This window comes from Spirosoma jeollabukense (genome assembly GCF_054777855.1).
In genome coordinates this window covers 195,729-221,370 of sequence record NZ_BAAHAD010000003.1, presented here as the reverse complement: position 1 = coordinate 221,370, position 25,642 = coordinate 195,729, and the positions used below count along the sequence as shown (strand labels likewise).

Sequence of the window (25,642 nt, the reverse complement as noted above, 5' to 3'; positions counted from 1 at the left end):
AAGTCAACATGTATGGCTCACGGCTTACTATAGATCCATTAAATTAATTGTCCTACTACCGGAAATCGGTTGAATACGCCATCGGTATGCGGAGCGTCAATCAGTTCGTTCGTCAGGTCCTGACCGGCCCAGTGTTCATAATGGTGACCATTACGCCACAATCGTGAAGCTGATACGTCGTAAATAAGGCCTTCGTAAGCACACCAGATTTCGTCGCGGTCCTGTCCGTTACGTAAGGCTAACTGCGAGCGGGTAAACGATAGCATCGAATTGGTAAAAGTTGGACAGTTTGCTCCATTAAGTCAAACAAACGAATTATTGGGTATCGATTTTGCGAGTGACCACAAAATTAGCGTAACTTAGCCACTTCTGTTTATATGTATCAATTGATTATGAGAAAGACTTCCGTCGTCACTTTGCTTTCGGCAATGGTACTTGTCGGTTCATTAATGGGGTGTAAAAAAACATCCACACCGCCTGTTTCGGAGCTAATTGCCAAAGTTTGGACAGCCACCAAAGTTGAGGAAAACAACGTAACAGTCTATACAAAAGGGGGAACGAGTAATGTTCGGGACTATACTAAATTTAAACTCGATCTGAGCAAAGCACCGACAGCCAGTTATACCGAGTATGAGGGCAATACATTCGTTGGGCAATATGCGGTTCCTGATGATCAAACCCTTAACCTGACGAACCTGAACCCGCCACCGAGCGATGGGCCGACTATTCCGTTTACCATCAATTCCATCGACGACAACACTTTAGTGATTACGAAAACAAAGGGCAGCTTAAAAACGGGCGGCACCATAAATAAATACACGCTTACGAGTCAGTAGAATTACGTAAACTAATTACCGCATGAAGCCGTTCCGTACATCAAGCGGAACGGCTTTTTTGTTCAAGCCTATAAGGTTTCAAAAACTGCTTCGGTACGGTCCGCCGTTGCGGGTCCGGCTTATAGGTTTAGATTTAACATTATGACTGATTTAAACACACTGGGCGAAATTGGCCTGATTGAACGCATTCGACAGGCAACGCCTACGCCCACTCATACTGAAACAATACGAGGTATCGGCGACGATGCCGCCGTCTTTGCCTGGGGCGATGACTACGGGCTACTGTCTACCGATATGCTTGTAGAAGGCATTCATTTCGATTTGACCTACGTACCGCTAAAACACCTGGGTTATAAAGCGGTTACGTTTGGCGTCTCTGATATTGCGGCTATGAACGGGCTCCCCATACAGCTAACCGTCAACATAGGGCTGAGTAGCCGGTTTCCGGTTGAAGCCATTGATGAGTTGTATGAGGGCATTCGGGCGGCTTGCGTAGCTTATAATGTTGATTTAGTGGGTGGCGATACGACAGCTTCCCGTTCGGGACTTATCATTTCCGTTTCGGTATTGGGTAAGGTTCCGAAAGACCTGATTACGTACCGCCATACAGCGCAACCCAACGATGTCATTTGCGTAACGGGCGATCTGGGTGCAGCTTACCTTGGCCTGCAATTACTGGAACGGGAGAAACAGGTGTTTCTGGCTGACCCAAACATGCAGCCTAATCTTTCGGAAGAGCGAGCGTATCTGGTGCAGCGTCAATTACGTCCCGATGCCCGCACCGACATGGTTCATGAGTTGCGCGACCTGGGTGTTCGACCCACGGCGATGATTGACATTTCGGATGGGCTAGCCTCTGAGCTGCTTCATCTTTGCCACCAGTCGGGCACGGGTGCCATCATTTTTGATGAGAATATTCCCGTTGATGACCAGACGCTCCTGGCTGCCGACGAGTTTAAGATCAGTCCGATTACGGCTGCGCTGAACGGGGGCGAAGATTATGAGTTGTTGTTTACAGTTAATCCGCACGCCTTTGAGAAACTGGCAAACAACGCCCGAATCACGGCTATTGGCTACCTCACTGCTGACCCAACGCAGATTGTGTTATCAACCAAAGCTGGTCAGCAAACACCCATTCGGGCGCAAGGGTGGACCAACGTAACGACGTAGTAGTTGACTAGCCACGTAGCGACCTGACCACTTGCTGCAAATTTTAGTAGTGTAGACAAATGCAAAAACGGGTCAAATTTGATTTTGAGTACTATTTCACTAACGGCGGCAGCCTGAAGGGCGAAGATTTCCGTCTGGATATTGATGGTGTTGCAAATTTCCGGTTCGGACGTTAGTCAAGCTTTATTGATAGTCGGGATAGGCAAGTGCCTATCCCTGCGTGACGTATTGATAAATCCATTCAGACAGCGTAGCCATAACATCCAACGTAGCCTTATCATCCTTTATATCCTTCGACAAAAGAACCAGCACATACTTCCGGCCGTCGGGCAGGAAAACTATGCCCGAATCATGTCGAACGCCAGCTACGGAGCCGGTTTTGTGCGCCACTCTGACCCCGTTCGGCAGCTTGGCCGGTATGGCGGTATTGAATTTCTGATCCAGCAACGTAGCAATCATCGCTTTCGAAGCTTCGGGACTCACCGCCTTTCCCGTAGCAATCTTGTCGAAAATTACCATTAGGTCATAAGCTGTCGTCGTGTTATTGAGCCCTTGCGCGAACGCTTTGTTATCTTCCACCCCCCGCCGAACCTGAATATCCGTTGCACCCAGGTCGCGCATGGTTTTTGTTACGTTCTGGGCACCTACGCGCTCAATCACCAGGTTTGTAGCCAGGTTGCTACTCACGGTAATCATGTCATAAACTAAGGCGGCCAATGTCCGCTTGGTTCCAACGGCCTTGTAAATGCTGGTGTCACTATCATCCGTAGCCCGTAAACTGTATGGACTGCCATCGACAATGCTTTTAAAGTCCGTTGTGATCGTCACGGAATCAGACAGGTTCATTTTATGCTGATCGACCTGTTTATATACCTCAATCATAACGGGTGTTTTCATGGTACTGGCCGCATGGAAGGTGTCCCGTTCCCGGATCAGCAGTTCCTTACCCGTCCTTAAATCCCTGAAAGCGACAGCAAAGGTGCCAGTCTGTTTAGCTAGTTCAGCGTTGATTTTCTGGGTCAGCTGATCTAATGTTAGCTTGGTTTGTGCTGACGCCGACGACCAAGTAGTAAAGGCACACAATACCATCATGACCGCGGTCAACTTCTTGCTTTTCAGACTCATTGGCAGGTATTTGTTTAATCAAATTAAGGATAACCAGTATTCGGTACACTAGTTTCTAACCTTTACTCAACGTACGCGAAGAAACTTAGAATAGCAGTATTGCTCGCAAAATGGCTTCAGCAATAACGTATCTTTTTTAAACTCCAGGCCTTGCAGAAAAGGGACATTAGCCCGGTTCGTACTAATGAAAAAATTAATAAATAGATTGTCGGGGTAAGTTGGGTCGATTCGGTAATATTTAATCGGGGCGTAGTACGTCATTTCGGTACCGTTGCGACTCAGTGTGCCGTCGGTACCGAATGTTAACGTTTGAGGAGGGGCGCTCGGGTAGCGTTTTGTAGTGTAAAAAGACGTATCCCGGCTGACACGTATCGTATCAATTGTTACGACGTAAATGGAGTCTTTATTACGAGTAGAATCTTTTTGTTGTACGTATGAATACAGGATCGAATCTTTAGAAAATCGTCGTTCATAAAGCTGCCACGAGCCAGTAAGGCGTGAGTCAACGGTGCCGGGCGAAAAATCGGCGTTTTTTTCTTTACATGTGATGAGCAAACTGGCCAGAAATAATGCCAGACTTAAGTAGAGAACTTTTTTCACAAGTTAATCAGCAGTTCGTACAGCTAACGAACAGAGTGTTTCCGCCATTGTATAATATGGTCAGGAGGTGGTCAGTATGATTAGGAAGTAGCCAACAATAACGGACTATTTCCTGACCATACTGACCACCTCCTGACAACTTATCTACACAAACTCAGCGCCCCGCTCTTTAGCGTCGGCAACAAAGTTTTTCACCTTTTGCTCTTCTTCCTTGCGGCAAATCATCAATACGTTATCGTATTCAGCGACAATGTAGCCGTCTAAACCATTAACCACCACCAGACGATCTTTCGGCGTTTTGATGATACAGTTTTTGGTATCATACAACATGATATGGCCGTCAATCACGTTGAGATCGTCGTTCTTGTCCGACACTTCATAGAGCGATTTCCACGTACCCAGATCCGACCATCCAAAATCACTCAGCACGACATAGACGTTCTTGGCTTTTTCCATCACCCCGTTGTCAATCGACACACTACTGGTGAGGGAATAGGCCCTGTCAATAAACGCTTTCTCGTGGCTGGTATAATACTTGCCCGTTCCTTCGGCAAAAATCTCAGCGATCTCCGGTAAGTAAGCCTCGAAAGCTTTCATGATAGACTGGACGTTCCAGACGAAAATACCCGCATTCCACACAAATTCGCCACTTTCTACAAACTGCTGGGCTAGTTCAAGATGCGGTTTCTCCGTAAACGTCTTAACTTTTTTGATCGTTTTCTCCGACTCAGGAATGTACTGTATGTAGCCGTAGCCCGTATCAGGGCGGCTGGGTTGAATACCAAGCGTTACCAGAATGTCCTGGTCTTTCGTCGCATCCAGCGCCGACTGAATGGTACGTTTGAACTCCTCTTCTTTTATAATAATGTGATCAGCCGGAGCCACTACGATGTTGGCTTCGGGATCTTGCTGCGCAATTTTGTAGCAGGCGTAGGCGATACAGGGCGCGGTATTCCGGGCAATGGGTTCACACAGCACCTGATCGTCGGTCAGTTGGGGCAATTGCTGCTGGCAAAGGTCTTTGTAAAGCGCACTGGTAACGATAAATATATTTTCGGAAGGACAAACGCCCTCAAAACGATCGGCAGTTTGTTGAAGCAACGTTCGGCCCGTGCCGAGTACATCGTGGAATTGCTTGGGATAACTCGTCCGGCTGAAAGGCCAGAACCGTGTTCCTACCCCTCCCGCCATAATAATAACATACGTATGGTTCATTGATACTAAAAAGTAATGTTGTGACAAAGTTGCCACTAACTTACAGTTTTACGCTGGAAAAGTTTAGGATTTTGACTTAGAGGTATCACTAGACCACCGGATTCTCTAGTAGTCGCCCCCCACAGACCGGAGCAATGCCACAGCATACTGAACTTCCTGACTCCGAAGCTGCACTAACTGCTGTTCGGTAGTCAGTATCGTTCGTTGAGCATCGAGGACTTCCAGATACGTAGCAAGTCCCCGAATATAGAGTTCACGGTTGTACTGCTCCGTCCGACGAGCCAGCGCCAACGTTTGTCCTTGCAGGTCAATTTGCTGGCGCAACAACGTAAGATTATCCAAGGCAGTTTCGGCATCACGCTGCGCTACCTGTAACGCCTGCTGATACGTTTGCTGGCTGGTTTGTGTCAACTGCCTGGAAAGCGCAATGTTTTGGCGGGCGCGGTGACCTTCATAAAGCGGCACCGACGCATTAATGCCCACAATGTAGGTGGCAGCGCTGGGCGTAACCCAGTTGCCAATCTTACCGGAAAGTATTCCACCAGACCCTACCAGCGTCACACGTGGCAACGTAGTGGACTGCTGAAGCGTTACCTGCGCAGCCGCAATTTGGTTCTGTCGGCTGAACTGCAATAGATCGGGGCGACGCTGAATCTGTTCGGGCGCCACACTGGCATAGGGATAAACAGGAACGGCCGTAGGCAACGTACCGGACGAAATCGAGAATTGCGTGGGGTCTTGTCCACATAATTGCGCCAGTCCATTCACCAACTCAATGCGTGCCCGTTCAAGCCCTTTCAGCGTAACCTGCAAACCAGCGTAGTCGGTTTCGGCCCGTTGGACGTCAATCTGGTTGATCAAGCCAACCCGGAAGCGCTCACGAATAATTGCCAGCGTCGTATCGCGCGATTGAATATTACGTCGAAAAACGGCCTGCTCAGCATCATTGCCCCGAATAAGCATGTACGTCCGGGCAATATCGGAGGCCAGACTCAGGCGAAATGCCTGGTAATCGGCATCGTTGGCCTGCGCCTGTAAGTCCGCTACGACAATACCGTTCCGAATCCGTTTGAATAAATCCAGCTCGTAACTGGCATCAATGGGTAATAATTGAAAGGTGTTTAGCTGAAACCGTGGCAACAGATCAGCCTGATTCGCCACCGAAAGTGGCCGACGCTCCGACAAACTCTGGGTGGTGATTAAAGCTGAACTTCGCAGCGACGGCGATAAAAATGACTGCGCGATCTTGACCCGAATCCGGGCTTCTTCCAGCCGACTCAGCGCCGATTTGATGTTCGGACTATTATCCAGACCCAACTGAAGCAGGGACTCAAGCGTTGGATCACCAAAGCGCTTGAAACCACTAATCGTGAAAGCTGGTGCCTGGCCGTTCGGATAGCCAACGGCTGCCGACGTAGCACTAGACCCTGGCCCCGCGTTGGTCGTTGGGGCCTGTGGCTGAATCGTTACGGCACCTCCCGGCGCGTTGAGTGGCGTGGTTTGCGCCGTTGCCTGAAAAACTAGACTACTTACTAAAAAAGCACTACTAAAAAATTTGTTCATCGCAACGCTACGGTTTTTTCAGCAACGGACTTCCGAAACCGAACTTTCTGACCATCACGCAGACGGTCGTTTGGATTAGTAATAACAAGCTCCCGACCGGTTAACCCACTCGCGACTTCGAGCGTAGTGCCATAGTCGCGGCCGAGCGTGATGGGCACAAAGCGCACCCGCTGATCAGCTTCCACCACAACGACTTGTGCCCCTTGTGGAGTCATTTGCAAAGCATTGGCCGGAATCAGAATGGGCGAATTGGCCGCAATCATATCAAACTTGACCTGACTATACAAACCCGAAGGTAATTCCCGTTTCGGGTTTGGAATGGCAACTTCGGTTAATAAGGTCCGCGAATCGCTCCGTAACGTACCCGATGTGCGCACAACCTTACCAGCAAATGTCCGGTTTTTCAGCTCAGGTATGGTCACCGTAGCGGGCATGCCTACCTTGATGTATTGATAATAGGTTTGCGGTACGTCGATGAACACCCGCAGCATGCCTAACTCTGAGATAGTAAACAACGGCTGCCCCGCTCCCGGCGATACTAAATTACCATTTTCGGCGGTGCGGCTGGTAATTACTCCGCTAAACGGTGCCCGGATCTGTTGCAAATCCTTCAAGGCTTCTAACCGCCCAAGATTGGCCTGCGCGACCGATACCCCAGATTGCCGGGTATCGATATCCTGTTTGGCAATGGCGCCCGGCAATTGAACACTCTGCAAGCGTTCAAGGTTGGTTTTTGCCAGTTGCTGATCGGCTTTGGCTCGGGCAATATCCTGATCAAGTTCGGGCACATCGATGGTCGCCAAAACCTGACCTTCTTTTACCTGAGCACCAATATCGACGTACCACCGACGCAGAAAGCCCTGTGTGCGAGCATAGAGCGGTGTTTGTCGATACGGTTGAATCTGCCCGGGCAGCGTTAGCCCCGTCGTGTCCGACGAGTGTTTCAATAGTACGGTATTTACGATTGGATCGCGATTTTTTTCCCGCTCGGCAGCCGCCTGTAATTCCTGCGTGTTGCGAATGCGGGGCAGTACACCGAAAAACACAAAGATGGCGATCAGTGCCAGCAGTGGAATAGTGATGCGAAAGAATTTCATATAAGTACTTAAAAAACAATTAGTTCAATTTTTCAATAGCTATTACTGCGGTTTTGTTGAGCGGCCCGTACAAATGCGGAAACAGTTCATTATTGGTAGCCCTTTCGTAGCGTAATTCCTGCGTTAGCTTATCTACGTCAACATGCAGTAGTAACAAATCAGGTACGTTCTGATAATAGCGTCTCAGCACACCATCCACCTGTTTTTTTGTCGACATGTGGATAAAGCCTTCCGTTTGTAAACTACTCGCTTCATAATCCAGCTGGCTTTCCTGCGTCGCCCAGTCTGTTGCGGAAACGATGTGATAAATCAGATTCATTTTCTGAATTCGTTTAAGCTGTTCTCTTTTTACCGGCCAGATAACTAAATACGACGGGGACGAAAAGCAACGTAGTGAAGGTTGCCAGCAGCAAACCCCCAATTACGGCCCGACCCAGTGGCGCATTCTGTTCGCCCCCTTCGCCCAAACCCAGCGACATGGGTAACATCCCGATGATCATGGCAATCGCCGTCATCAGGATGGGTCGCAGACGGGTTCGACCGGCTTCCAGCGCTGCTTCGTAGGCACTTCCACCTACTTCGGGCAGATGATCTTTTGCAAAACTTACCAGCAGAATACTGTTTGCTGTGGCAACGCCCACGCTCATGATAGCTCCCATCAGCGACGGAATACTAAAAGTCGTGCCAGTTAGAAACAGCATCCAGACCATACCGCACAACGCACCGGGCAAAGCCGTAATGATAATAAACGGATAGCGGAACGACTGGAAATTAACCACCATCAGCAGATAGACCAGCAAAGCCGCAAACACAATACCTATTCCCAGCCGATTGAAGGCGCTTTCCATACTTTCAACCTGTCCCCGAATAGAGATGGTATTACCCGGTTTAAGTTGCGTTTTATAGTCAGCCTTAATTTTTTCCAATGCCTTAGCTACCGATCCCAAATCCGTTTTCTCGACAGAGGCATACACATCGTAGCTTGGCTGCGTGTTAACCCGGTTAATAATGACGGGCGTCGTCGTGCGCTTCACGGTCGTTACGTTGCTCAGCAACTGGGGCGAAATCTGACCCGGTATGATGGGCGTACGTAGCAGTTTTTCGTAGGAGTCCAGTTTATACGGTGGCGTCTGTACGGCAATCAGATACGGAAATCCGGTGGCTGGATCGGGCCAGAAGTTCGGCCGGGTTTGTCCGGTACCGCTCAACGAGATATTCATGTTCGTTGCAACACGCTGCTCCGTCAGGCCCAGTTGACCGGCCCGTTCGCGGTCAATATCCAGATACAGCTCGGGCGCGTCCAGTACCTGATGCAGGTGTACATCGACAGCCCCCGGAATCTGGGCAATTTTCTCGCGCATTTCGCGGGCAACCTTCAGATTATTGGCCCGGTCGAAACCCGACACCTGCACGTCAATGGCCGATGTCAGTCCGAAGTTCAGAATCTGGCTGACAATATCGGCAGGCAGGAAAAAATACGTAACGTCAGGCATTTCTTCCCGCAAACGAGCGCGTATTTCACGCACATAATCGTCGGTGGCGTGCGACCGCTCTTCATTGAGCGAAATCAGCAATTCGGCATCAGACGCGCCAACGGAGGAGTTGTCGGTAAAGATAAAGTTGTAGCGCTCCGAGGTTAGTCCGATGTTGCTGATGATCGAACCAACCTCTTCTTCCGGAATTACTTCGCGAACGATTTCGGCGGTTTTAGCGGCTACCTGTTCCGACGCTTCGAGTCGCGTTCCGCCCGGTGCCCGCATGTGCAATTTGATTTGCCCAGCATCAACCCGTGGGAAGAAATCACGACCGACAAACGGAATCAGGAGGCCGGTAAAGATGACAACGCCCAAAAATAAGGCTAGGACAATCTTACGATTCGCCAGAACCCATTCCAGTGCACCAATGTATTTGTTCTGAAAACGCTCGAAACCCGCGTTAAACCGGCTGTATAACGTAGCGCGGGGCGTTTCCCCATGCTCCATGCCCGCTGCTCCATGCTTCTCCCCACGTAGCATCAGGTCGGCCAGGGCTGGAACCAGCGTTCGCGACAGAACGTAAGAGGCTAGCATGGCAAATACTACAGCTTCGGCCAGCGGTCCAAACAGGAATCGAGCTGGTCCTTCCAGAAACAGCACCGACGTAAACACAATACAGATCGTCAGCGTCGACACGAGCGTTGGCGTCGCAATCTGTTGCGCACCTTCCAGAATAGCCTGACGTAGTGGCATGCCTAACTCTTCGTTGCGGTGAATGTTCTCGATCGTCACGGTTGCATCGTCCACCAGAATCCCGATAGCCAGCGCCAATCCGCCGAGGGTTTGGATATTCAAAGTTTCGCCCAGTAGGTATAGGGTTATAAGCGAGGATAGAATGGACAGTGGGATTGAAATAGCCACGATGAGCGTACTACGCCAGCTTCCCAGAAACAGCAGAATCAGGGCCGCCGTTAGCAAAGCGGCAATCATACCTTCAACCAATACGCCTTTGATCGACGCCCGCACAAAAACTGACTGGTCGAAAAGCTCCTGAATGCGCAAATTCGACGGAGCAGCCGCCCGAACGGTTGGTAAAATGGTATTACGGATCTTATCAACAATCTCCGTTGTGGAGGCATTCCCGGTCTTAACGATGCTCATCAACACGCCCTTACTGCCATCCTGCTTCACGATATTGGCCTGAACTGCCGCTCCATCGTGCACGTTAGCGACGTCGCGCATGTGAACAGTTGTGCCGCCAACCACCTTGATCGGTACGTCGTTCAGCGTCGTAATAACATCCGGCTTTGAATTCAGGCGAACATTGTATTCCCGCTCGCCTAAACGTAGTGAACCGCTCGGCAAAGTCAAATTCTGGGCAGAAACTGCGTTCGTAACTTCCTCAGGCGTTACGTTATAGGCAATTAGTTGGTCTGGTTCCAGATCCACCATGATCTGGCGGGTTTTACCACCAAATGCCTGCGACAGGCGACTGCCCGGCACGGTCGAAATTTGCGGACGTACGCGCGTTTGGGCATAATCGGTAATTTGGGGCTCAGTCAGGCTATCCGACGAAAGACCCAGCTGAAGTACCGGTACGTCGGTGGCATTATAGCGGACAATGAGGGGTGGTTGCGTGCCCTGTGGCATTCGGACCAGAATCGTCTGCGAAATAGCCGTTACCTGAGCAATGGCTTCCTCAATTTTTACGGATGGCTGAAAATAGATTTTCAGCACCGCGGTACCATTATACGTCTGCGATTCGAGCCGCTGAATGTCGCTAACGTTGTTGATGATCGACGTCTCGGAGAAGTTGGTAATCATCTTCTCCATTTCATTGGTCGAAAGGCCATTGTAGCCCCATAAGACCGATACAACAGGGATATTAATACGCGGAAAAATATCGGTCGGCATCTGCGTAACCGCCAGCCCACCCATAATCATTATCAGCAACGCCATAACGGCGATGGTGTATTTTTTTTCTAACGCTAAGCGGACAATCCACATAGTAAGCTTGAGAAGTGATTGGCATCAACAGAGTTACGTATTAACTCTATCTGGTAGTGGGACAAAATTACCAGTGGTCCTATCAGCGAAACAGGTAGGTTTTGTAGATTCACTGGTAAAAAATGCAGATTCCTAAAGTTGAGACAGTAAAATTACCAGTCACCCTCGGTTTACGCAGCTAGTGCATATAGCTGATCACGATAAGCCCGGGGAGTTATGCCCATAATGCTTTTAAAGAACTTCGTAAAATTTGATGGGTCTTCGAAATTAAGCCGGTAACCAATTTCGGCTACAGTAAGATCTGTATTACGGATCAGGTTCTGGGCTTCAAAGGCCGTCCGCTCGCGAATATGCTGCAGCGCTGTTTTACCCGTATATTTTTTCAGAATATCACTCAGATAATGCGGATGTATATGCAGTCGGTCAGCAGCTTCATGAACCGTTAATAACATGGGTGCCGTCTGATTGGGATCCGGCAGGTAATACATCTGTAGCAGGCTCTGGAATCGTTCAACCAATGATACAGGCTGCGAATAGTCGGTTGCCGAAAGCGTTTCACGGTAAATATGCCGACTCTTAATCATCAACGCCTGTAGCAGATGATAGGTTATATCCAGCCGGTCAGCTTTCGAGCGCGTGGGATGGGCAAATTCCTTATCGATCAGCTCAATTTGACCATATAGCTCAGCCACGTCAGCGGGCGCAATATGAATGAGTGGCTGGGCACCTTTCCGATAAAAAGGATACTCCCGCATTGGGTCGGAAAGCACCGACCGTTTTGTTACGTATTCCGATGTAAACATCAGCACGTAGCCGTGCCATTGATCCTGTTTGTGTATCGACCGCACCGTCCAGGGACGCAGGAAATAGAGGGTGCCTGGCTGGACACAGTATGGAACACCGTCCAGATGAATGGTACCTGTTCCTTCGGTTACCAAAGCCGCTACGTAGGTGCTGCTCCGAAAAGGTGGAATCACCTCACCCGGACCACCGAATTGCTCGAATGGAAACAAGCCGAAGCAACGGTTTGTGGAGTCGATTGATTTTACGGCCTTCAAAAAATCAGGCAAATTATCGTAGTACGGGATCGATTGATTTTCCACAGCGACGTATCGTAATAGACTATTCCAAAAAGAACCAAATCAGCAAGTAGTGAAACCTACCAGAGTATTACTACTTAATAACTAAAATAACGTTGAGTAGTATTGAATAAAAACAAGAAGCTAACAGGTAGTGATTTTCCTTTCCAACTTATAGTCAGGCAATTTAGTTGCATTTTTTCAAAAAAGCGATCTCAAAAATAGTACTATTTAAAGAATAAATTACTATGTAAGTCAAACTTACAGGAGTCAGACGACATAGCTATTAGCGCTTTACTGCTGATTATAGGCCTGAATGTAGGCGGCCATTTTCATACATATTACAGGCTGAGTCTATACAACACAATTATTGGAAAGTACCTGAGCAAGCACGTTAATCGGCGGCCTTCATATCAGATTCCAACAGAATAACTTTTGTTCTGTGCGGACCGGAAATCATTGTAATTTTGTTACCACAACAAAAAATAATTTAGGTTATGCCAAAGGCACAAATGAATACCGACAAGGGCACCATGCTTATCGAGTTTTACGAGAAAGACGCCCCCAAAGCGGTTAACAACTTTATCACGCTCGCCAAAAAAGGGTTCTACGACGGTGTTAAATTTCACCGCGTTATTCCAAATTTCATGATTCAGGGGGGAGATCCAACCGGCACTGGTGCGGGCGGACCGGGTTATACGATTGATTGTGAACTAACGGGCGAAAATCAATACCACGACCGGGGCGTTTTGTCAATGGCTCACCGGGGACGTAATACGGGCGGCTCGCAGTTTTTCATCTGCCACAACCGCCAGAACACAGCCCACCTTGACCGCAATCATACTGTTTTCGGAAAGGTTGTTGACGGTCTGGACATAATCGACCAGATTCAGCAGGGCGATAAAATTAACAGCATTACGGTGCTGGAAGACGAAGCATAGAAGAATGTAGTGTGGGAGAAAGGTCTCCCACACTACGTATAAACGGGTGTCTTTCGGTTTAATAAACCTCTAACAGCCAGAACGACCGCGCTGATTGCGCCAATCTCAGCCGTTAGCTGAACCGGGTTATAGTCACTTTGCTCTACGGCAATCGCTACGTACGCCCAGGCAAAGACCAGAATATAAGCTACACTTCGGTATCGGTTGAAGACGACTGTCCCCACCAGCAACCCAACGATCAGGATAGTCACTGCCCAGGTTGGCTCACTAAAGCCCATTAAACTAAACTCAGTTGCTTTCAAAAAGACCGCTACGTTCAAAATAGTGGCGACGGTTAGCCAGCCGAAATAAATCGAAAACGGAATTCGGGCTAGCCAGGTCTCCGTTGGAGAAGCCGCCGATTCAGGAAGAGTAGTTCCCTGATCAGTGGACACTAGCGGCATATGGGGTCTCGCTAGTAAACGTTGCTCAATGATCACCAGCGAGAAAAGCATCACCAGAATAATCACCAGAGCCAGACCGATCCGTTCATTATTGAAAAGTGGACTCCAGATGGCATTACAACCTGCGTTTAACACCACCCACCAGCCCACCGCTCGAAAACGCTGATTTGTTCGCTGTGAAGGCAATGCCTGATAGATGGCAAAAGCCAGTAATCCCAGAAAAATAATCCCCCAGATGGAAAACGCATAGCCCGCCGGCGTTATCAGCGTCTGGTATTTCCGGGAAACATCGCCATTTGTTTGTCCGCCGAACGCACCGGCGTTGGATAGGTAATTCATCACGATCAGCAGTACAATGCTGAACACGACAAAAAACTGCCGAAGTTTATCGTTTTGCATAAAAAAGAGGTTGATCGATATAACTATCAACCAACCTCTTTGGTGAATGTTTCCAGGACTTGTTACAACTCCAGAATCTTGATTTCTGTCCGGCGATTGCGCTGGTGTTCTTCCTCAGTTTTAGCATTTTTAACTACTAAACGAGTCTCGCCGTAGCCTTTTGCAACTAATCTATCTGCCGAAATACCCTGCGACACAATGTAATCGACCGCTGCTTTCGCCCGATTCTGCGACAGTTTCATGTTATAGGCATCTGGCGCACGAACGTCGGTATGCGAACTGAGCTCAAGCTTGAGCGTAGGGTTGTCTTTCAAAATCACGACGATCTTGTCGAGTTCGGGTGATGCATCAGCACGGATATTGTACTTGTCCAGATCGTAATAGATATTTTCCAGAACGAACGTCTTGTTCAGCACCGACTTATCCAGCAGAATCGCTACGTTGAACGTAGTATCGGTTTGCGGCTTGGTCAGAAAAACTTCGGGAATGCTTTTACCCTGCATCGTAAACGGCTCCCGACGTGTTAGATAGCCTTTTCGTTCAGCCAGAATCGTATAATCCTTGCCTTCCTGCAATGGATACTTGCCAAACGTACCCGGCTGTCCGGTCGTTACCTCCGCAATTGGCTGACCTGTTGCATCATCCAGAATTCTAACTCTGGCCGAATCCAGTGGAGCAACAGGCGTTTCATTGGCCGAGACCGTTCCGGCAATAAAGTAACGTACCGTTTTCGGCGCACTGCTGGCGGGCGGATTCTGAGCAATGGTTGGCGTTGAAGGGGTGAGCCCTTCCTGGAAGAAATAAATGTCATCGTCACCTTTGCCACCCGCTCGATTTGAGGCCATAAAACCATTGGCATCTCCCGTGTAAATCAGGCCAAAGTCATCGGCAGGCGAGTTAATAGGCTGCCCCATATTCTCAACCCGTGTTACCCCGCCTGAGCGTGTCGCTACAAAAATGTCCAATTTCCCTAAGCCTGGATGGCCATCGGAGGCAAAATACAGTTTCGCGTTGGGTGCTACGTATGGAAACATCTCATCGCCGGGTGTATTGATATCGCGCCCCATATTAACCGGGCGACTAAACCGACCCGACGCATCAATACTGGTACGGTAAAGGTCGATTCCTCCTGCCCCACCCGCTCGATTTGAGGCAAAATAAAGCGTTTTGCCATCCGCTGAAAACGCAGGAGAACCATCCCAAGCGGTCGAATCACTAATGGGAAGACGTAGCGGCTGGCTCCACGCGTTGCCATCCCCTAAGCGACTGATGTAAAGATCCACATCCAGGCCGCCTTTGCGCTTACCATTATTGCCACGCGCCAGAATCATCGTCTTGCCATCCTTCGAAAAAGCGGGGGTTCCTTCGTTCACGTCACCCTCAAAAACATTCGTACTAAACAGCTCGGGAGGTCCGGTCGGCGCAATGCTCCCTGTTTCGTCCGGATTCTGGGGTAGTTTGGTTTTGTATAAGCCCAACATCGGCAGGCCGTTATTTTTATAGACCTGATCCTTTCTTGAGGCCGTAAAAACCAATTCTTCACCCCGCACAACGGGTGCAAACTCAGCACCAGCCGAGTTGAGACTTCCCATGTTTTTGAGTGTAATGAGCGATTTGGTTTTAGCGATCATATCAATCGCCCGTAAGGTTTCCACTTCGCGCCTGGCCTTGTCGAGCGTTGCCTTGGGTGCGGACTTTGGCGCGTTAGCAACGTACTGTTGCAATTGCTCCAATGCCCCAGCATAATTACCCTCCGCTTTTAGCGCGTACGCATAATTAAAATGGGCCTCTGGTTCGGTCGTATTGGCAGCAAGGGCCTTCTGATAAAATGGAGCTGCCTCCGCGAATCGGTTCGACAAGCGATACGATTCCGCCATATAGTAGTTCAATCGGGCGGGGTCAATGGTGCCCGTAGCGGCTTTTTGGAACTGGGTCAGGGCTAAATTATATTCCCCAGCATCGTAGTGATGAACTCCTTTTTTATACGCCTGCATGGCCGAGTTGCAGCCCGTCAACCCGGTGGCTACTGCCATCGCTACCAGCATTACAGACAACGTATTGATTCTCATATGGATTATTGAGCAAAAACAAATACTCGCCCAAGATAAGGCAAATTCAGGCGGGTCTTACTTTTAACGAACACAATCCATGATTTATTGAACGCAAAGCGGGTGGAAATCCACACTTTATAGGCTCCAAAATAGGACGGATATAAAGTGTGGATTTCCACTCACATTACTCTTACTCTACAACTTAGTTACGCCTGCTGCGCTACGCTTGCTTCGTCGGCGACTTCTGTTTCATAGGCTTCCACAGGTACGCAGGCACAAACCAGATTCCGATCGCCGTAGGCGGAGTCAATCCGGCTGACACTCGGCCAGAATTTACGAGCGCGTACCTGTGGCAGTGGGAACACCGCTTTCTCCCGACTGTAGGGCCGATCCCATGTATCACTCAAGGCTACGGTAGCGGTGTGAGGAGCGTATTTCAGTACGTTAGCCGTACGGTCCGCTTCACCATTTTCCACCTCCCGAATTTCGTTACGGATGGCAATCATGGCTTCGCAGAAACGGTCGAGTTCGGCTTTCGATTCCGATTCGGTGGGCTCGATCATCAGCGTACCCGCTACCGGGAACGAAACCGTTGGTGCATGGAACCCATAATCCATTAATCGCTTGGCAATATCTTCAACCTCAACGCCCGCAACGGCTTTGAATGGACGGCAGTCGATTATCATCTCGTGAGCGCAACGACCGTTGGTCCCTGTATACAGCGTATCGTAGTGTCCTTGTAAGCGAGCTTTGATGTAGTTCGCATTCAGGATGGCTTTCTTCGTCGCATTTGTCAATCCTTCACCACCCATCATTGCAATGTAGGCGTATGAAATCGTCAGAATGCTGGCCGAGCCGTAAGGAGCCGCCGAAACCGCATGAATCGCCTGACTACCACCAATGTGTACCATCGCGTGGCCGGGCAGGAATGGCACGAGCTGGGGCGCTACGCCGATTGGTCCCATGCCTGGGCCACCGCCACCATGAGGAATACAGAACGTTTTGTGCAGATTGAGGTGGCAAACATCCGCACCGATCGTTGCCGGAGAAGTCAGGCCAACCTGCGCATTCATATTCGCTCCGTCCATGTATACCTGCCCGCCGTGCTGGTGGATGATATCACAGATTTCTTTGATGCTTTCCTCAAACACACCGTGTGTTGATGGATAGGTAGCCATCAGGCAGGACAGATCAGCACTGTACTGTTCCGCTTTTGCTTTAAGATCGGCCAGATCGATATTACCGCGCTCATCACATTTCACAATCACCACCTTCATGCCTGCCATTACGGCGCTGGCCGGATTTGTACCATGCGCCGATTGTGGAATCAACGCAATATTCCGATGATGGTCGTCCCGGCTCTCATGGTACGCCCGGATCACCATCAGGCCCGCGTATTCGCCCTGCGCGCCCGAATTGGGCTGCAACGACATGGCAGCAAAACCGGTGATTTCGCAAAGCCAGGCATTCAGTTCTGTAAATAGCTGCTGGTAGCCAGCCGTCTGTTCTTTAGGGGCAAACGGATGAAGCTTACCAAATTCAGGCCACGTAACAGGAATCATTTCTGCCGTTGCATTGAGCTTCATGGTGCAGCTTCCCAGCGAAATCATCGAATGAACCAGCGACAAATCTTTTTCTTCCAGCGATTTGAGATAACGTAGCATCTCATGCTCGGTGTGATGCGTGTTAAAAACCGAATGCGTCAAGTAGTCTGACTTACGAATAAGTTGCTCCGGCCAGGTAATTTCCAGTCCTTCCAGAATCGCATCAACGTCGGTTTTTACGCCAAATACCGTCAGTAATTCGGTCAGGTCGTGCAGCGTTTTTGCTTCATCGAACGAAATACTTACATGCTCACCATCAGGCAGATACCTAAGGTTCAATTGAGCCGCCCGCGCCGATTTTTTCAGCGATTCAGTATCGTCAACCCGAATCGTGATGGTATCGAAATAGTTTTGGGTGCTCACTTCGTGCGAACTCCAGCGTAGCGCCGTCGCAAAGATTTTAGTCAGCGCGTGTACCTGTTCGGCGATGGCCCGAAGCCGCTGCGGACCATGATAAACGGCATAGCTGCCCGCCATGACGGCCAGTAAAACCTGCGCGGTACAGATATTTGAGGTTGCTTTTTCGCGCCGGATATGCTGTTCCCGCGTTTGCAGGGCCATACGTAGCGCAGGTCTCCCTTCAGCATCCTGCGATACACCAATGATCCGGCCGGGAATCTGCCGTTTGAACGAATCGCGGGTCGCAAAAAAAGCCGCATGAGGACCACCGTACCCCATTGGAACCCCGAAGCGTTGCGAGGAACCAACCACGACGTCGGCCCCCATTTCGCCCGGAGGAGTCAACAGCGTCAGGGCCAGCAAATCAGCGGCTACAGCTACGGTGATGCCTAATTCGTGGGCGGAAGCAATTAGGTCTGTATAATCGAACACTTCGCCATCAGACGCTGGGTATTGCAGCAATAGCCCAAAAATAGAGCCATTCGTGAGGTCAACCGTGTGGTGATCACCAATCAATACGTCGATACCTATAGGGGTGGCCCGGGTTTTGATAACATCAATCGTTTGGGGATGGCACCGCTCCGAGACGAAAAACGTTTCAGCCGATTTTTTAGATGCCGGCCGGTTCGCATAGAGCATGTTCATGGCTTCAGCAGCCGCAGTGGCTTCATCAAGAAGCGATGCATTGGCCAGATCCATGCCTGTCAAATCAGAGACGACCGTCTGGAAATTCAGCAGTGCTTCGAGCCGCCCCTGCGCAATTTCAGCCTGATACGGCGTATAGGCGGTATACCAGGCTGGATTTTCCAGAATATTGCGAAGAATAACGTTCGGAGTGAGTGTATCGTAATAACCCGTACCGATATAGGATTTGAAAACTTTATTAAGCCCGGCAACTTTTTTAAAGTCAGCCAGAAACTGCATTTCTGACTTAGGTTCGGGCAAATTGAGTGGTTTGGATAGTCGAATAGCCGCGGGTATGGTCTGTCCAATTAGCTCGTCGATCGATTTGGCGCCCACTGTTTTGAGCATATCGGCCTGGGCCGCATCAGTTTGACCGTGGTGACGGTCTTCAAATATGTCTGTCTGCTGAAGATTTAGTTTCATGCCGGAGTTGCCCACTATTTCGTTTTAATGGAAACTCAAATTTACGCCAAAATGTGCAAATTGCCGGTACGTTTCGCCAGACAACGTCCATCAAGTCATTTAAATATATGTCTTTTGTTATCACGCCGTTGATAGATGTAATAAGGATTAACTATGGAATTGATTTGATGCGACTACCATTCACTGCTATGCCTGCCCTCTTATTTTCATGAAAGTTGTAATTCTCGCTGGCGGCCTGGGCACTCGCTTAAGCGAAGAGACCGTTGTCAAGCCTAAACCGATGGTCGAAATTGGTGGTATGCCTATCTTATGGCATATCATGAAAATCTATTCGGCGCATGGCTACAACGAGTTCGTTGTTTGTCTGGGCTACAAGGGTTATATGGTCAAGGAATATTTTGCCAACTATTTTTTGCATCAGTCCGACGTAACCATTGACCTGAGCACTAACCAGGTACAAATTCACGATTCATACGCCGAACCCTGGAAAATTACGCTTGTCGACACAGGGAAGGATAGCATGACGGGTGGACGTATTAAACGAATCCGGCATCACATCGGCAATGAACCGTTTTTATTGACGTATGGCGATGGGGTAGGCGATATAAATATTACGGAGTTAGTAGCTTTTCATCAGGCAAACGGCAAGCGCTGCACCTTGACGGCCGTTCAGCCATCGGCCCGCTTTGGTGCGCTGGATGTGAGCGATTCGAAGCACGTAAACTCATTTCTGGAAAAACCCAGGGGCGACGGAGCCTGGATCAATGGCGGCTTTTTCGTTTGCCAGCCCGAGGTTTTCAACTATATTGAGGGCGATCATACAAGCTGGGAACGGTATCCATTGGAAACACTGGCCGCAGAAGGCGAGCTAATGGCTTTCCAGCACACTGGTTTCTGGAAACCAATGGATACACTACGTGATAAACTGGAGCTGGAAACGGCCTGGAACGCCGGGACTGCCGACTGGAAAATTTGGTAAGCAATTTTATCTTATGATGCCATTCTTTGCGGACCAATACCGGAACAAAACTGTCCTGCTTACGGGTCATACGGGCTTCAAAGGTTCATGGCTGGCTTATTGGCTTCATCAGCTTGGGGCCAATGTTGTTGGCTATTCTTTACCTGCTCCCACGGATCCCAACCATTGGGCCTTGCTCGACTTACCCATCATCAGCGTAGTAGGCGACATACGTGATCTTTCCAGACTCCAGGAAATATTCCTATCCTATCAGCCTGATATTGTGATCCATATGGCGGCTCAAGCGCTCGTTCGCTATTCATACCGGCACCCAATAGAAACCATTGAAACCAACGTAACGGGCACGGCAAACGTACTGGAATGCGCTCGACAAACGCCTTCGGTGCGAGCCGTTGTGATTGTAACGAGCGATAAATGTTACGAGAATCCAGAGGATGGTCGTCCCTTAAAAGAAACTGACCTAATGGGTGGCTATGACCCCTACAGCATGTCGAAAGGCGCGGCTGAACTGGTCACGAGTAGCTATCGGAACTCGTTTTTCAACCCCGCCCAATACGGCAAAACGCATCAGACACTGGTAGCCAGCGTCAGAGCGGGCAATGTCATTGGCGGGGGCGACTGGGCTGAAGATCGACTCATTCCCGATCTGATAAAGGGTAGTAACTCTAATCAGCGCGTTACCATCCGCAACCCGGATTCAGTACGTCCCTGGCAACACGTACTGGAACCGTTGTCTGGTTATTTACTGGTTGGACAGCGGTTGCTACTGGGTGATACGTCCGTTGCCAGCGGTTGGAATTTTGGCCCCGCGCTAACTGACATATTACCCGTTCGGGACGTAGTTCGGCAGGCACAATCTCGCTGGCCAACGATCGGCTACAACGAAATGTCTTCTCCTGATAATCCGCATGAAGCGCATTTGCTACGTCTCGACTGCACGAAGGCACATGCGCAACTGAACTGGCATCCCGTTTGGGATATGCAGATAACTATTGCTCGAACCATCGACTGGTATCAGGCTTTTTACGAGCAAAAGCTACTTTTGACACAATCTGACCTAGCGGCTTATGTGCAACAGGCACGAGCGTCTAACCTAATCTGGACGCAATGATCTTTACGGAGACTCCCCTAGCTGGCGCTTATCTGGTTACATTATCGCCCCACAGCGACGATCGGGGTTGGTTCGTTCGGACGTACGACAAAAACGCGTTTGCTCAGATTGGTCATACAGGTACCTGGGTGCAGATGAATCATTCGCTCACTCGCCAGGCAGGTGCAATTCGGGGGATGCATTTCCAATATCCACCACATGCTGAAATTAAATTAGTACGGTGCATTGCCGGAAACGTCTTCGACGTCATTGTTGACCTTCGGGCTGGTTCACCAACATTTGGGCAGTGGTTTGGTGCAGAATTGTCGGCGACAAATCAGACGGCCATGTACGTTCCAAAAGGATTTGCGCATGGCTTTCAAACGCTAGCGCCGGATTGCGAATTAGTGTATTGCCACAGTGAATTTTATACACCCGAACACGAAGGAGCCGTTCGATTTGACGACCCGCAACTTGGTATTGATTGGCCCTTGCCAGTTACCGATTTATCCGTCCGCGATGCAAACCATTCACTTCTTACATCGTCCTTTACTGGCTTAATTGTCTGACTTTCATGGATTGTCGTTTTTGTAAAACTCCTTTACAGCATGTTTTTATCGATCTGGTCAATTCACCGGCGTCAAATTCATACTTAACGTATCAGCAACTTAACGAACCCGAAACGTTTTACCCACTGAAGGTCTTCACCTGTCACAATTGCTTTCTGGTTCAGGTCGATGAGTACAAAAAGTCGGATGCGATTTTTGATAATGACTATGCCTATTTCTCGTCCTTTTCAACGAGCTGGCTGGCACATGCCAAACGCTACGTTGCGGCCATGACGGAGCAGTTCAGCCTGACGGGTGATTCGCAGGTTATTGAAATTGCGTCGAACGATGGGTATCTGCTTCAGTATTTTGTTGAGCGGCAGATTCCGGTGCTGGGTATTGAACCCACAGCCAATACTGCCGCCGTGGCAATTCAAAAAGGCATTCCTTCGATGACCCGATTTTTTGGCACCGAATTAGCGCAGGAACTGCTCCAACTTGGCATGCAGGCCGATTTATTGCTGGGAAACAACGTACTGGCGCACGTGCCCGATATTGTTGACTTCGTGGCTGGTATGAAGCAGGTATTAAAACCCACAGGTGTTATCACAATGGAATTTCCGCACGTGTTAAATCTCGTTGAACAAAACCAGTTCGACACGATCTACCACGAGCATTTTTCGTACCTGTCATTCTACACCGTAAGCCAGATTTTTGAGTCACAGGGATTGACAATGTTTGACGTGGAGGAAATTCCAACGCACGGCGGTTCACTACGTATCTACGCGAAACATCAGGCTGATGACACGAAGGCCATCTCACCAAACGTAGCAGCCCTGTTGCAGAAAGAAACCGAAACTGGGCTCACGCGCCTGGATTATTACGAGGGATTTACGCAGAAAGCCTTTGAGGTAAAATTAAGCTTACTTGAGTTTTTGACGGCCCAAAAACGGGCGGGCAAAACCGTAGCGGCCTATGGCGCAGCAGCCAAGGGTAATACATTACTGAATTACTGCGGCATCAAAAACGATTTGATCGAGTTTGTCGCCGATGCCAATCCAGCTAAGCAGGGTAAATTTCTGCCTGCGAGTCATATTCCAGTGGTACAGGAGCAGGTTTTGCAGGAAAGGAAGCCAGATTTTGTTCTGATTTTGCCCTGGAATCTAACCGACGAAATTACCCGGCAGTTAGCGTATATTCGTGAATGGGGCGGCCAGTTTGTTGTACCGATTCCATCGGTCCGAGTACTATGAAAATTTTAGTCACAGGCGCCACCGGCTTCATTGGGCAGTACGTTGTTCGGCAGCTTCTGGCCGACGGTCATACGGTGGTAGCAACTGGCACCAGTCAAGTTAAAGCCAGCCAAGTTGACTGGTTCGATCAGGTAACGTTTGTCGAATATAACCTTCCTGTCGGAGGTGATAACCAGAATCTGTACGACTATTTTGATCAACCCGACGCGCTGATTCACCTGGCCTGGCAGGGATTGCCGAACTACAAAGCGACATTCCACTTTGAACAGAACCTTTTCCCACAATATCTCTTCCTTAAAAATCTCATCCATAACGGATTACAAAATTTGACCGTAACGGGCACGTGTTTTGAATACGGCATGCAGGAAGGGTGCCTGTCAGAGGATCAATTGTCCATGCCCGCAAACCCGTACGCGCTGGCGAAAGACACGCTACGAAAAATGTTACAAGCTTTGCAAACAGAGCAACCGTTTAGCCTAAAATGGGCGCGATTGTTCTACATGTACGGCGACGGTCAAAACCCAAACTCAGTCATACCGCTATTGGAGCGGGCAATTGAGCAAAGAGAAACGGTGTTTAATATGTCGGGGGGCGAGCAACTTCGTGACTATCTACCGGTTGAAGACGTAGCGATTTACCTTTGCCGGATAGCCACACAGATGAACGTATCAGGTATCATTAACTGCTGCAGTGGTCAGCCAATCTCGATCCGGCGGTTCGTAGAACATTACCTGCATACCAGGAACGCGACTATTTCCTTAAATTTAGGCTATTATTCATACCCGGACTATGAACCGATGGCCTTTTGGGGGAACAACCAGAAGCTCACTAAACTCTTACTAACCCCTGATGAATCCCATTGAAGCCTTCAAGCAGGAACGTGCTGACCGTATTGCTGGCTATGCCGATAAAAGCGACTTAAAAGCAGCAGCCTCCGTTTTTAACGAAGTATCCAATCGCGAACAATATTCCTATAATTTCACCTGGATGGGTCGGCCTATTATCCAGTACCCGCAGGATATGGTTGCCATGCAGGAATTGATCTGGCGCATTCAGCCCGACCTACTGATCGAGACCGGTATTGCACATGGCGGATCGCTGATTTTCTATGCTTCGTTGTTCGAGTTGATTGGCAAAGGCGAAGTCATTGGTATTGATATTGACATTCGGGAGCACAACCGGCGGGAAATCGAAGCGCACCCGATGTTCAAACGTATCACAATGATTCAAGGGTCGGCTATTGATGAAGCGTTAGTCGCTGAAGTAGGGAAACGGGTGAAAGGCAAACAAACGGTGATGGTTTGCCTCGACTCAAACCATACACACGCTCATGTACTACGCGAACTGGAATTGTATTCGCCCTTTGTGACGGTCGATTCGTACCTGGTTGTATTCGACACGATTGTGGAAGACATGCCCGTTAAAATGTATGACCGCCCCTGGGACAAGGGCAACAACCCCAAAACGGCTGTCTGGGAATTTTTGACGCAAACCGACGACTTTGAAATTGACCACTCGATTGACAATAAGTTGCTGATTTCGGTGGCACCAGAAGGGTATTTGAAGCGGATGAAATGAACACAGACAGCGCATTGCCATTAGTTAGTATTGTTATTCCGGTATATAATCAGCGGGTAGATTTTTTCCGGGAGGCCCTCTTGAGCGCGCTACAGCAAACGTATACTAACCTAGAGGTCGTGGTATCGAATAATCACTCAACGAACGACGTACCAGCCTATCTGGCAACCGTTAAAGACGCTCGCTTACGCATAGTTCAACCGACTATTTTTTTGCCAATGGTTGGTCATTTCCAGTTCGCTGCCGACCAGGCGCAGGGCGAATGGATACTATACCTCTGCTCCGACGATTACATATACCCTGACTGCGTCGAAACCTTGATGGCACACCTCGCTACAGGGCCTGCAACTACGGTGGCAGCCTATGGCGAGATTGAAAGTGTCGAGCACCAGAATCTGTCCGACGTTAAGTTCTATTACAATCGGCGTAAAACTGGACCACGCACGGCCGCTGAATCGATGAATGAGCTCCTGCAGGCACGTCCGTTTATAGCCTGGATGCCAGGTGGTATTATCCGTCGGTCTGCTTATAAGCAGGTGCGTCAAATTCTGTCGGGGGAATTCACGTATGCATTTGATCTGGCCCTGTTATTTAAATTACATGAACTCGGCGATGTATTTTACGTAAATAAGCCCTTGGGTAAGTTCCGATTCTGGACAGTAAAGGATGGTAAACTTGCTAACGACCGCTTTCTGGAATTCATAGGCGATACAGGTAAGTTGTGTTCACTCGTCGAGCAATCCCCCAAGCTACTGTCATACCTGACCGATGGTATGGCAGCGATGCAAAAGTGGCGTCAATACCAGGCGCAGCGCTGGTTGCTGGGGTTGCTGGTTGGTTACATAGCTGGTGACGTCGAAGCCGATAAGTGTAAAGCCGCGATTCAGGCTGTCGCTGAACATATTAGCCCTAAAATGCCGTTTTCGCATGTGTTACGCTGGGCTGTAAGTCGGCCACAATCGCTGGTTTTACGTCCGTCACTACGTAGTATGCATCGTGTGTATTCGTACGTGCAGTCAAAAATAAAGGTACCTTTTTAAGTAATCAACCCCAGCATTATAGATGGGGTACTTTCCCGGTATA

General features: G+C 49.3%; 22 protein-coding genes. 10 read left to right on the top strand and 12 right to left on the bottom strand.

Annotated elements, in window-relative coordinates; all coding sequences use genetic code 11:
- Positions 1–38 precede the first annotated feature (38 nt).
- The gene (locus ACYVEA_RS14990; RefSeq protein ID WP_461114256.1) at positions 39–266 is read right to left on the bottom strand and encodes a cytochrome b5 domain-containing protein; all 228 of its coding nucleotides are present in this window, start codon (positions 264–266) and stop codon (positions 39–41) included.
- Positions 267–392: 126 nt separating this feature from the next.
- On the opposite strand from ACYVEA_RS14990, the gene ACYVEA_RS14985 reads away from it, so the two are divergent.
- Both ACYVEA_RS14985 and thiL read left to right on the top strand, forming a co-directional pair.
- Positions 393–836 carry a hypothetical protein gene (locus ACYVEA_RS14985; RefSeq protein WP_461114255.1) on the top strand — a complete coding sequence of 148 codons (444 nt, stop codon included), beginning with the start codon at positions 393–395 and terminating at the stop codon, positions 834–836.
- A gap of 141 nt (positions 837–977) precedes the next feature.
- Entirely contained in the window at positions 978–2,006 is a 1,029-nt protein-coding gene (gene thiL / locus ACYVEA_RS14980; RefSeq protein WP_461114254.1) for a thiamine-phosphate kinase, read from the top strand.
- Between the two features lie 210 nt (positions 2,007–2,216).
- Here thiL and ACYVEA_RS14975 read toward each other — a convergent pair whose 3' ends face one another.
- The 8 genes from ACYVEA_RS14975 to ACYVEA_RS14940 all read right to left on the bottom strand — a co-directional run bounded on the left by ACYVEA_RS14975 (position 2,217) and on the right by ACYVEA_RS14940 (position 12,191).
- Entirely contained in the window at positions 2,217–3,131 is a 915-nt protein-coding gene (locus tag ACYVEA_RS14975) for a serine hydrolase (protein WP_461114253.1), read from the bottom strand.
- Positions 3,132–3,197: 66 nt separating this feature from the next.
- Positions 3,198–3,731: a hypothetical protein gene (locus tag ACYVEA_RS14970; protein WP_461114252.1), complete on the bottom strand. Its 534-nt coding sequence runs from the start codon at positions 3,729–3,731 to the stop codon at positions 3,198–3,200.
- Between the two features lie 144 nt (positions 3,732–3,875).
- The gene (locus ACYVEA_RS14965) at positions 3,876–4,946 is read right to left on the bottom strand and encodes a mannose-1-phosphate guanylyltransferase (RefSeq protein WP_461114251.1); all 1,071 of its coding nucleotides are present in this window, start codon (positions 4,944–4,946) and stop codon (positions 3,876–3,878) included.
- Between the two features lie 105 nt (positions 4,947–5,051).
- Entirely contained in the window at positions 5,052–6,509 is a 1,458-nt protein-coding gene (locus ACYVEA_RS14960) for an efflux transporter outer membrane subunit (RefSeq protein WP_461114250.1), read from the bottom strand.
- Positions 6,506–7,606, bottom strand: a complete 1,101-nt coding sequence (locus ACYVEA_RS14955; RefSeq protein WP_461114249.1) for an efflux RND transporter periplasmic adaptor subunit — start codon at positions 7,604–7,606, stop codon at positions 6,506–6,508. The genes ACYVEA_RS14960 and ACYVEA_RS14955 overlap by 4 nt, the downstream gene beginning before the upstream one ends.
- A 19-nt stretch (positions 7,607–7,625) precedes the next feature.
- The gene (locus tag ACYVEA_RS14950; RefSeq protein ID WP_461114248.1) at positions 7,626–7,925 is read right to left on the bottom strand and encodes a DUF952 domain-containing protein; all 300 of its coding nucleotides are present in this window, start codon (positions 7,923–7,925) and stop codon (positions 7,626–7,628) included.
- Positions 7,926–7,938: 13 nt separating this feature from the next.
- The gene (locus ACYVEA_RS14945) at positions 7,939–11,088 is read right to left on the bottom strand and encodes an efflux RND transporter permease subunit (protein ID WP_461114247.1); all 3,150 of its coding nucleotides are present in this window, start codon (positions 11,086–11,088) and stop codon (positions 7,939–7,941) included.
- Between the two features lie 170 nt (positions 11,089–11,258).
- The gene (locus tag ACYVEA_RS14940) at positions 11,259–12,191 is read right to left on the bottom strand and encodes a helix-turn-helix domain-containing protein (protein ID WP_461114246.1); all 933 of its coding nucleotides are present in this window, start codon (positions 12,189–12,191) and stop codon (positions 11,259–11,261) included.
- A 473-nt stretch (positions 12,192–12,664) separates the two neighbouring features.
- Here ACYVEA_RS14940 and ACYVEA_RS14935 point away from each other — a divergent pair, with 473 nt between their 5' ends.
- The gene (locus tag ACYVEA_RS14935) at positions 12,665–13,108 is read left to right on the top strand and encodes a peptidylprolyl isomerase (protein ID WP_461114245.1); all 444 of its coding nucleotides are present in this window, start codon (positions 12,665–12,667) and stop codon (positions 13,106–13,108) included.
- Positions 13,109–13,140: 32 nt separating this feature from the next.
- Here ACYVEA_RS14935 and ACYVEA_RS14930 read toward each other — a convergent pair whose 3' ends face one another.
- The 3 genes from ACYVEA_RS14930 to gcvP form a co-directional block, all read right to left on the bottom strand.
- The gene (locus ACYVEA_RS14930; RefSeq protein WP_461114244.1) at positions 13,141–13,950 is read right to left on the bottom strand and encodes a tryptophan-rich sensory protein; all 810 of its coding nucleotides are present in this window, start codon (positions 13,948–13,950) and stop codon (positions 13,141–13,143) included.
- A 62-nt stretch (positions 13,951–14,012) separates the two neighbouring features.
- Positions 14,013–16,019 (bottom strand): OmpA family protein, encoded by a 2,007-nt coding sequence (locus tag ACYVEA_RS14925; protein WP_461114243.1) that lies wholly within the window; start codon positions 16,017–16,019, stop codon positions 14,013–14,015.
- Between the two features lie 188 nt (positions 16,020–16,207).
- Entirely contained in the window at positions 16,208–19,111 is a 2,904-nt protein-coding gene (gcvP, locus tag ACYVEA_RS14920) for an aminomethyl-transferring glycine dehydrogenase (protein ID WP_461114242.1), read from the bottom strand.
- 208 nt (positions 19,112–19,319) lie between these two features.
- Here gcvP and rfbF point away from each other — a divergent pair, with 208 nt between their 5' ends.
- The 7 genes from rfbF to ACYVEA_RS14885 are packed head-to-tail and all read left to right on the top strand — an operon-like array spanning position 19,320 to position 25,599.
- The gene (gene rfbF / locus ACYVEA_RS14915; protein WP_461114241.1) at positions 19,320–20,090 is read left to right on the top strand and encodes a glucose-1-phosphate cytidylyltransferase; all 771 of its coding nucleotides are present in this window, start codon (positions 19,320–19,322) and stop codon (positions 20,088–20,090) included.
- A gap of 13 nt (positions 20,091–20,103) precedes the next feature.
- The gene (rfbG, locus tag ACYVEA_RS14910; protein ID WP_461114240.1) at positions 20,104–21,201 is read left to right on the top strand and encodes a CDP-glucose 4,6-dehydratase; all 1,098 of its coding nucleotides are present in this window, start codon (positions 20,104–20,106) and stop codon (positions 21,199–21,201) included.
- Positions 21,198–21,749, top strand: coding sequence for a dTDP-4-dehydrorhamnose 3,5-epimerase (gene rfbC, locus ACYVEA_RS14905; protein ID WP_461114239.1), 552 nt, complete (start codon positions 21,198–21,200; stop codon positions 21,747–21,749). Before rfbG ends, rfbC begins: the two co-directional genes overlap by 4 nt.
- A 5-nt stretch (positions 21,750–21,754) precedes the next feature.
- On the top strand, positions 21,755–22,981 hold the full coding sequence (locus ACYVEA_RS14900; RefSeq protein ID WP_461114238.1) for a methyltransferase domain-containing protein: 1,227 nt from the start codon (positions 21,755–21,757) through the stop codon (positions 22,979–22,981).
- Positions 22,978–23,844 (top strand): NAD-dependent epimerase/dehydratase family protein, encoded by an 867-nt coding sequence (locus tag ACYVEA_RS14895; RefSeq protein ID WP_461114237.1) that lies wholly within the window; start codon positions 22,978–22,980, stop codon positions 23,842–23,844. The genes ACYVEA_RS14900 and ACYVEA_RS14895 overlap by 4 nt, the downstream gene beginning before the upstream one ends.
- Positions 23,831–24,559: a cephalosporin hydroxylase family protein gene (locus tag ACYVEA_RS14890; protein ID WP_461114236.1), complete on the top strand. Its 729-nt coding sequence runs from the start codon at positions 23,831–23,833 to the stop codon at positions 24,557–24,559. The genes ACYVEA_RS14895 and ACYVEA_RS14890 overlap by 14 nt, the downstream gene beginning before the upstream one ends.
- Positions 24,556–25,599 carry a glycosyltransferase family 2 protein gene (locus ACYVEA_RS14885; protein WP_461114235.1) on the top strand — a complete coding sequence of 348 codons (1,044 nt, stop codon included), beginning with the start codon at positions 24,556–24,558 and terminating at the stop codon, positions 25,597–25,599. Before ACYVEA_RS14890 ends, ACYVEA_RS14885 begins: the two co-directional genes overlap by 4 nt.
- Positions 25,600–25,642 lie beyond the last annotated feature (43 nt).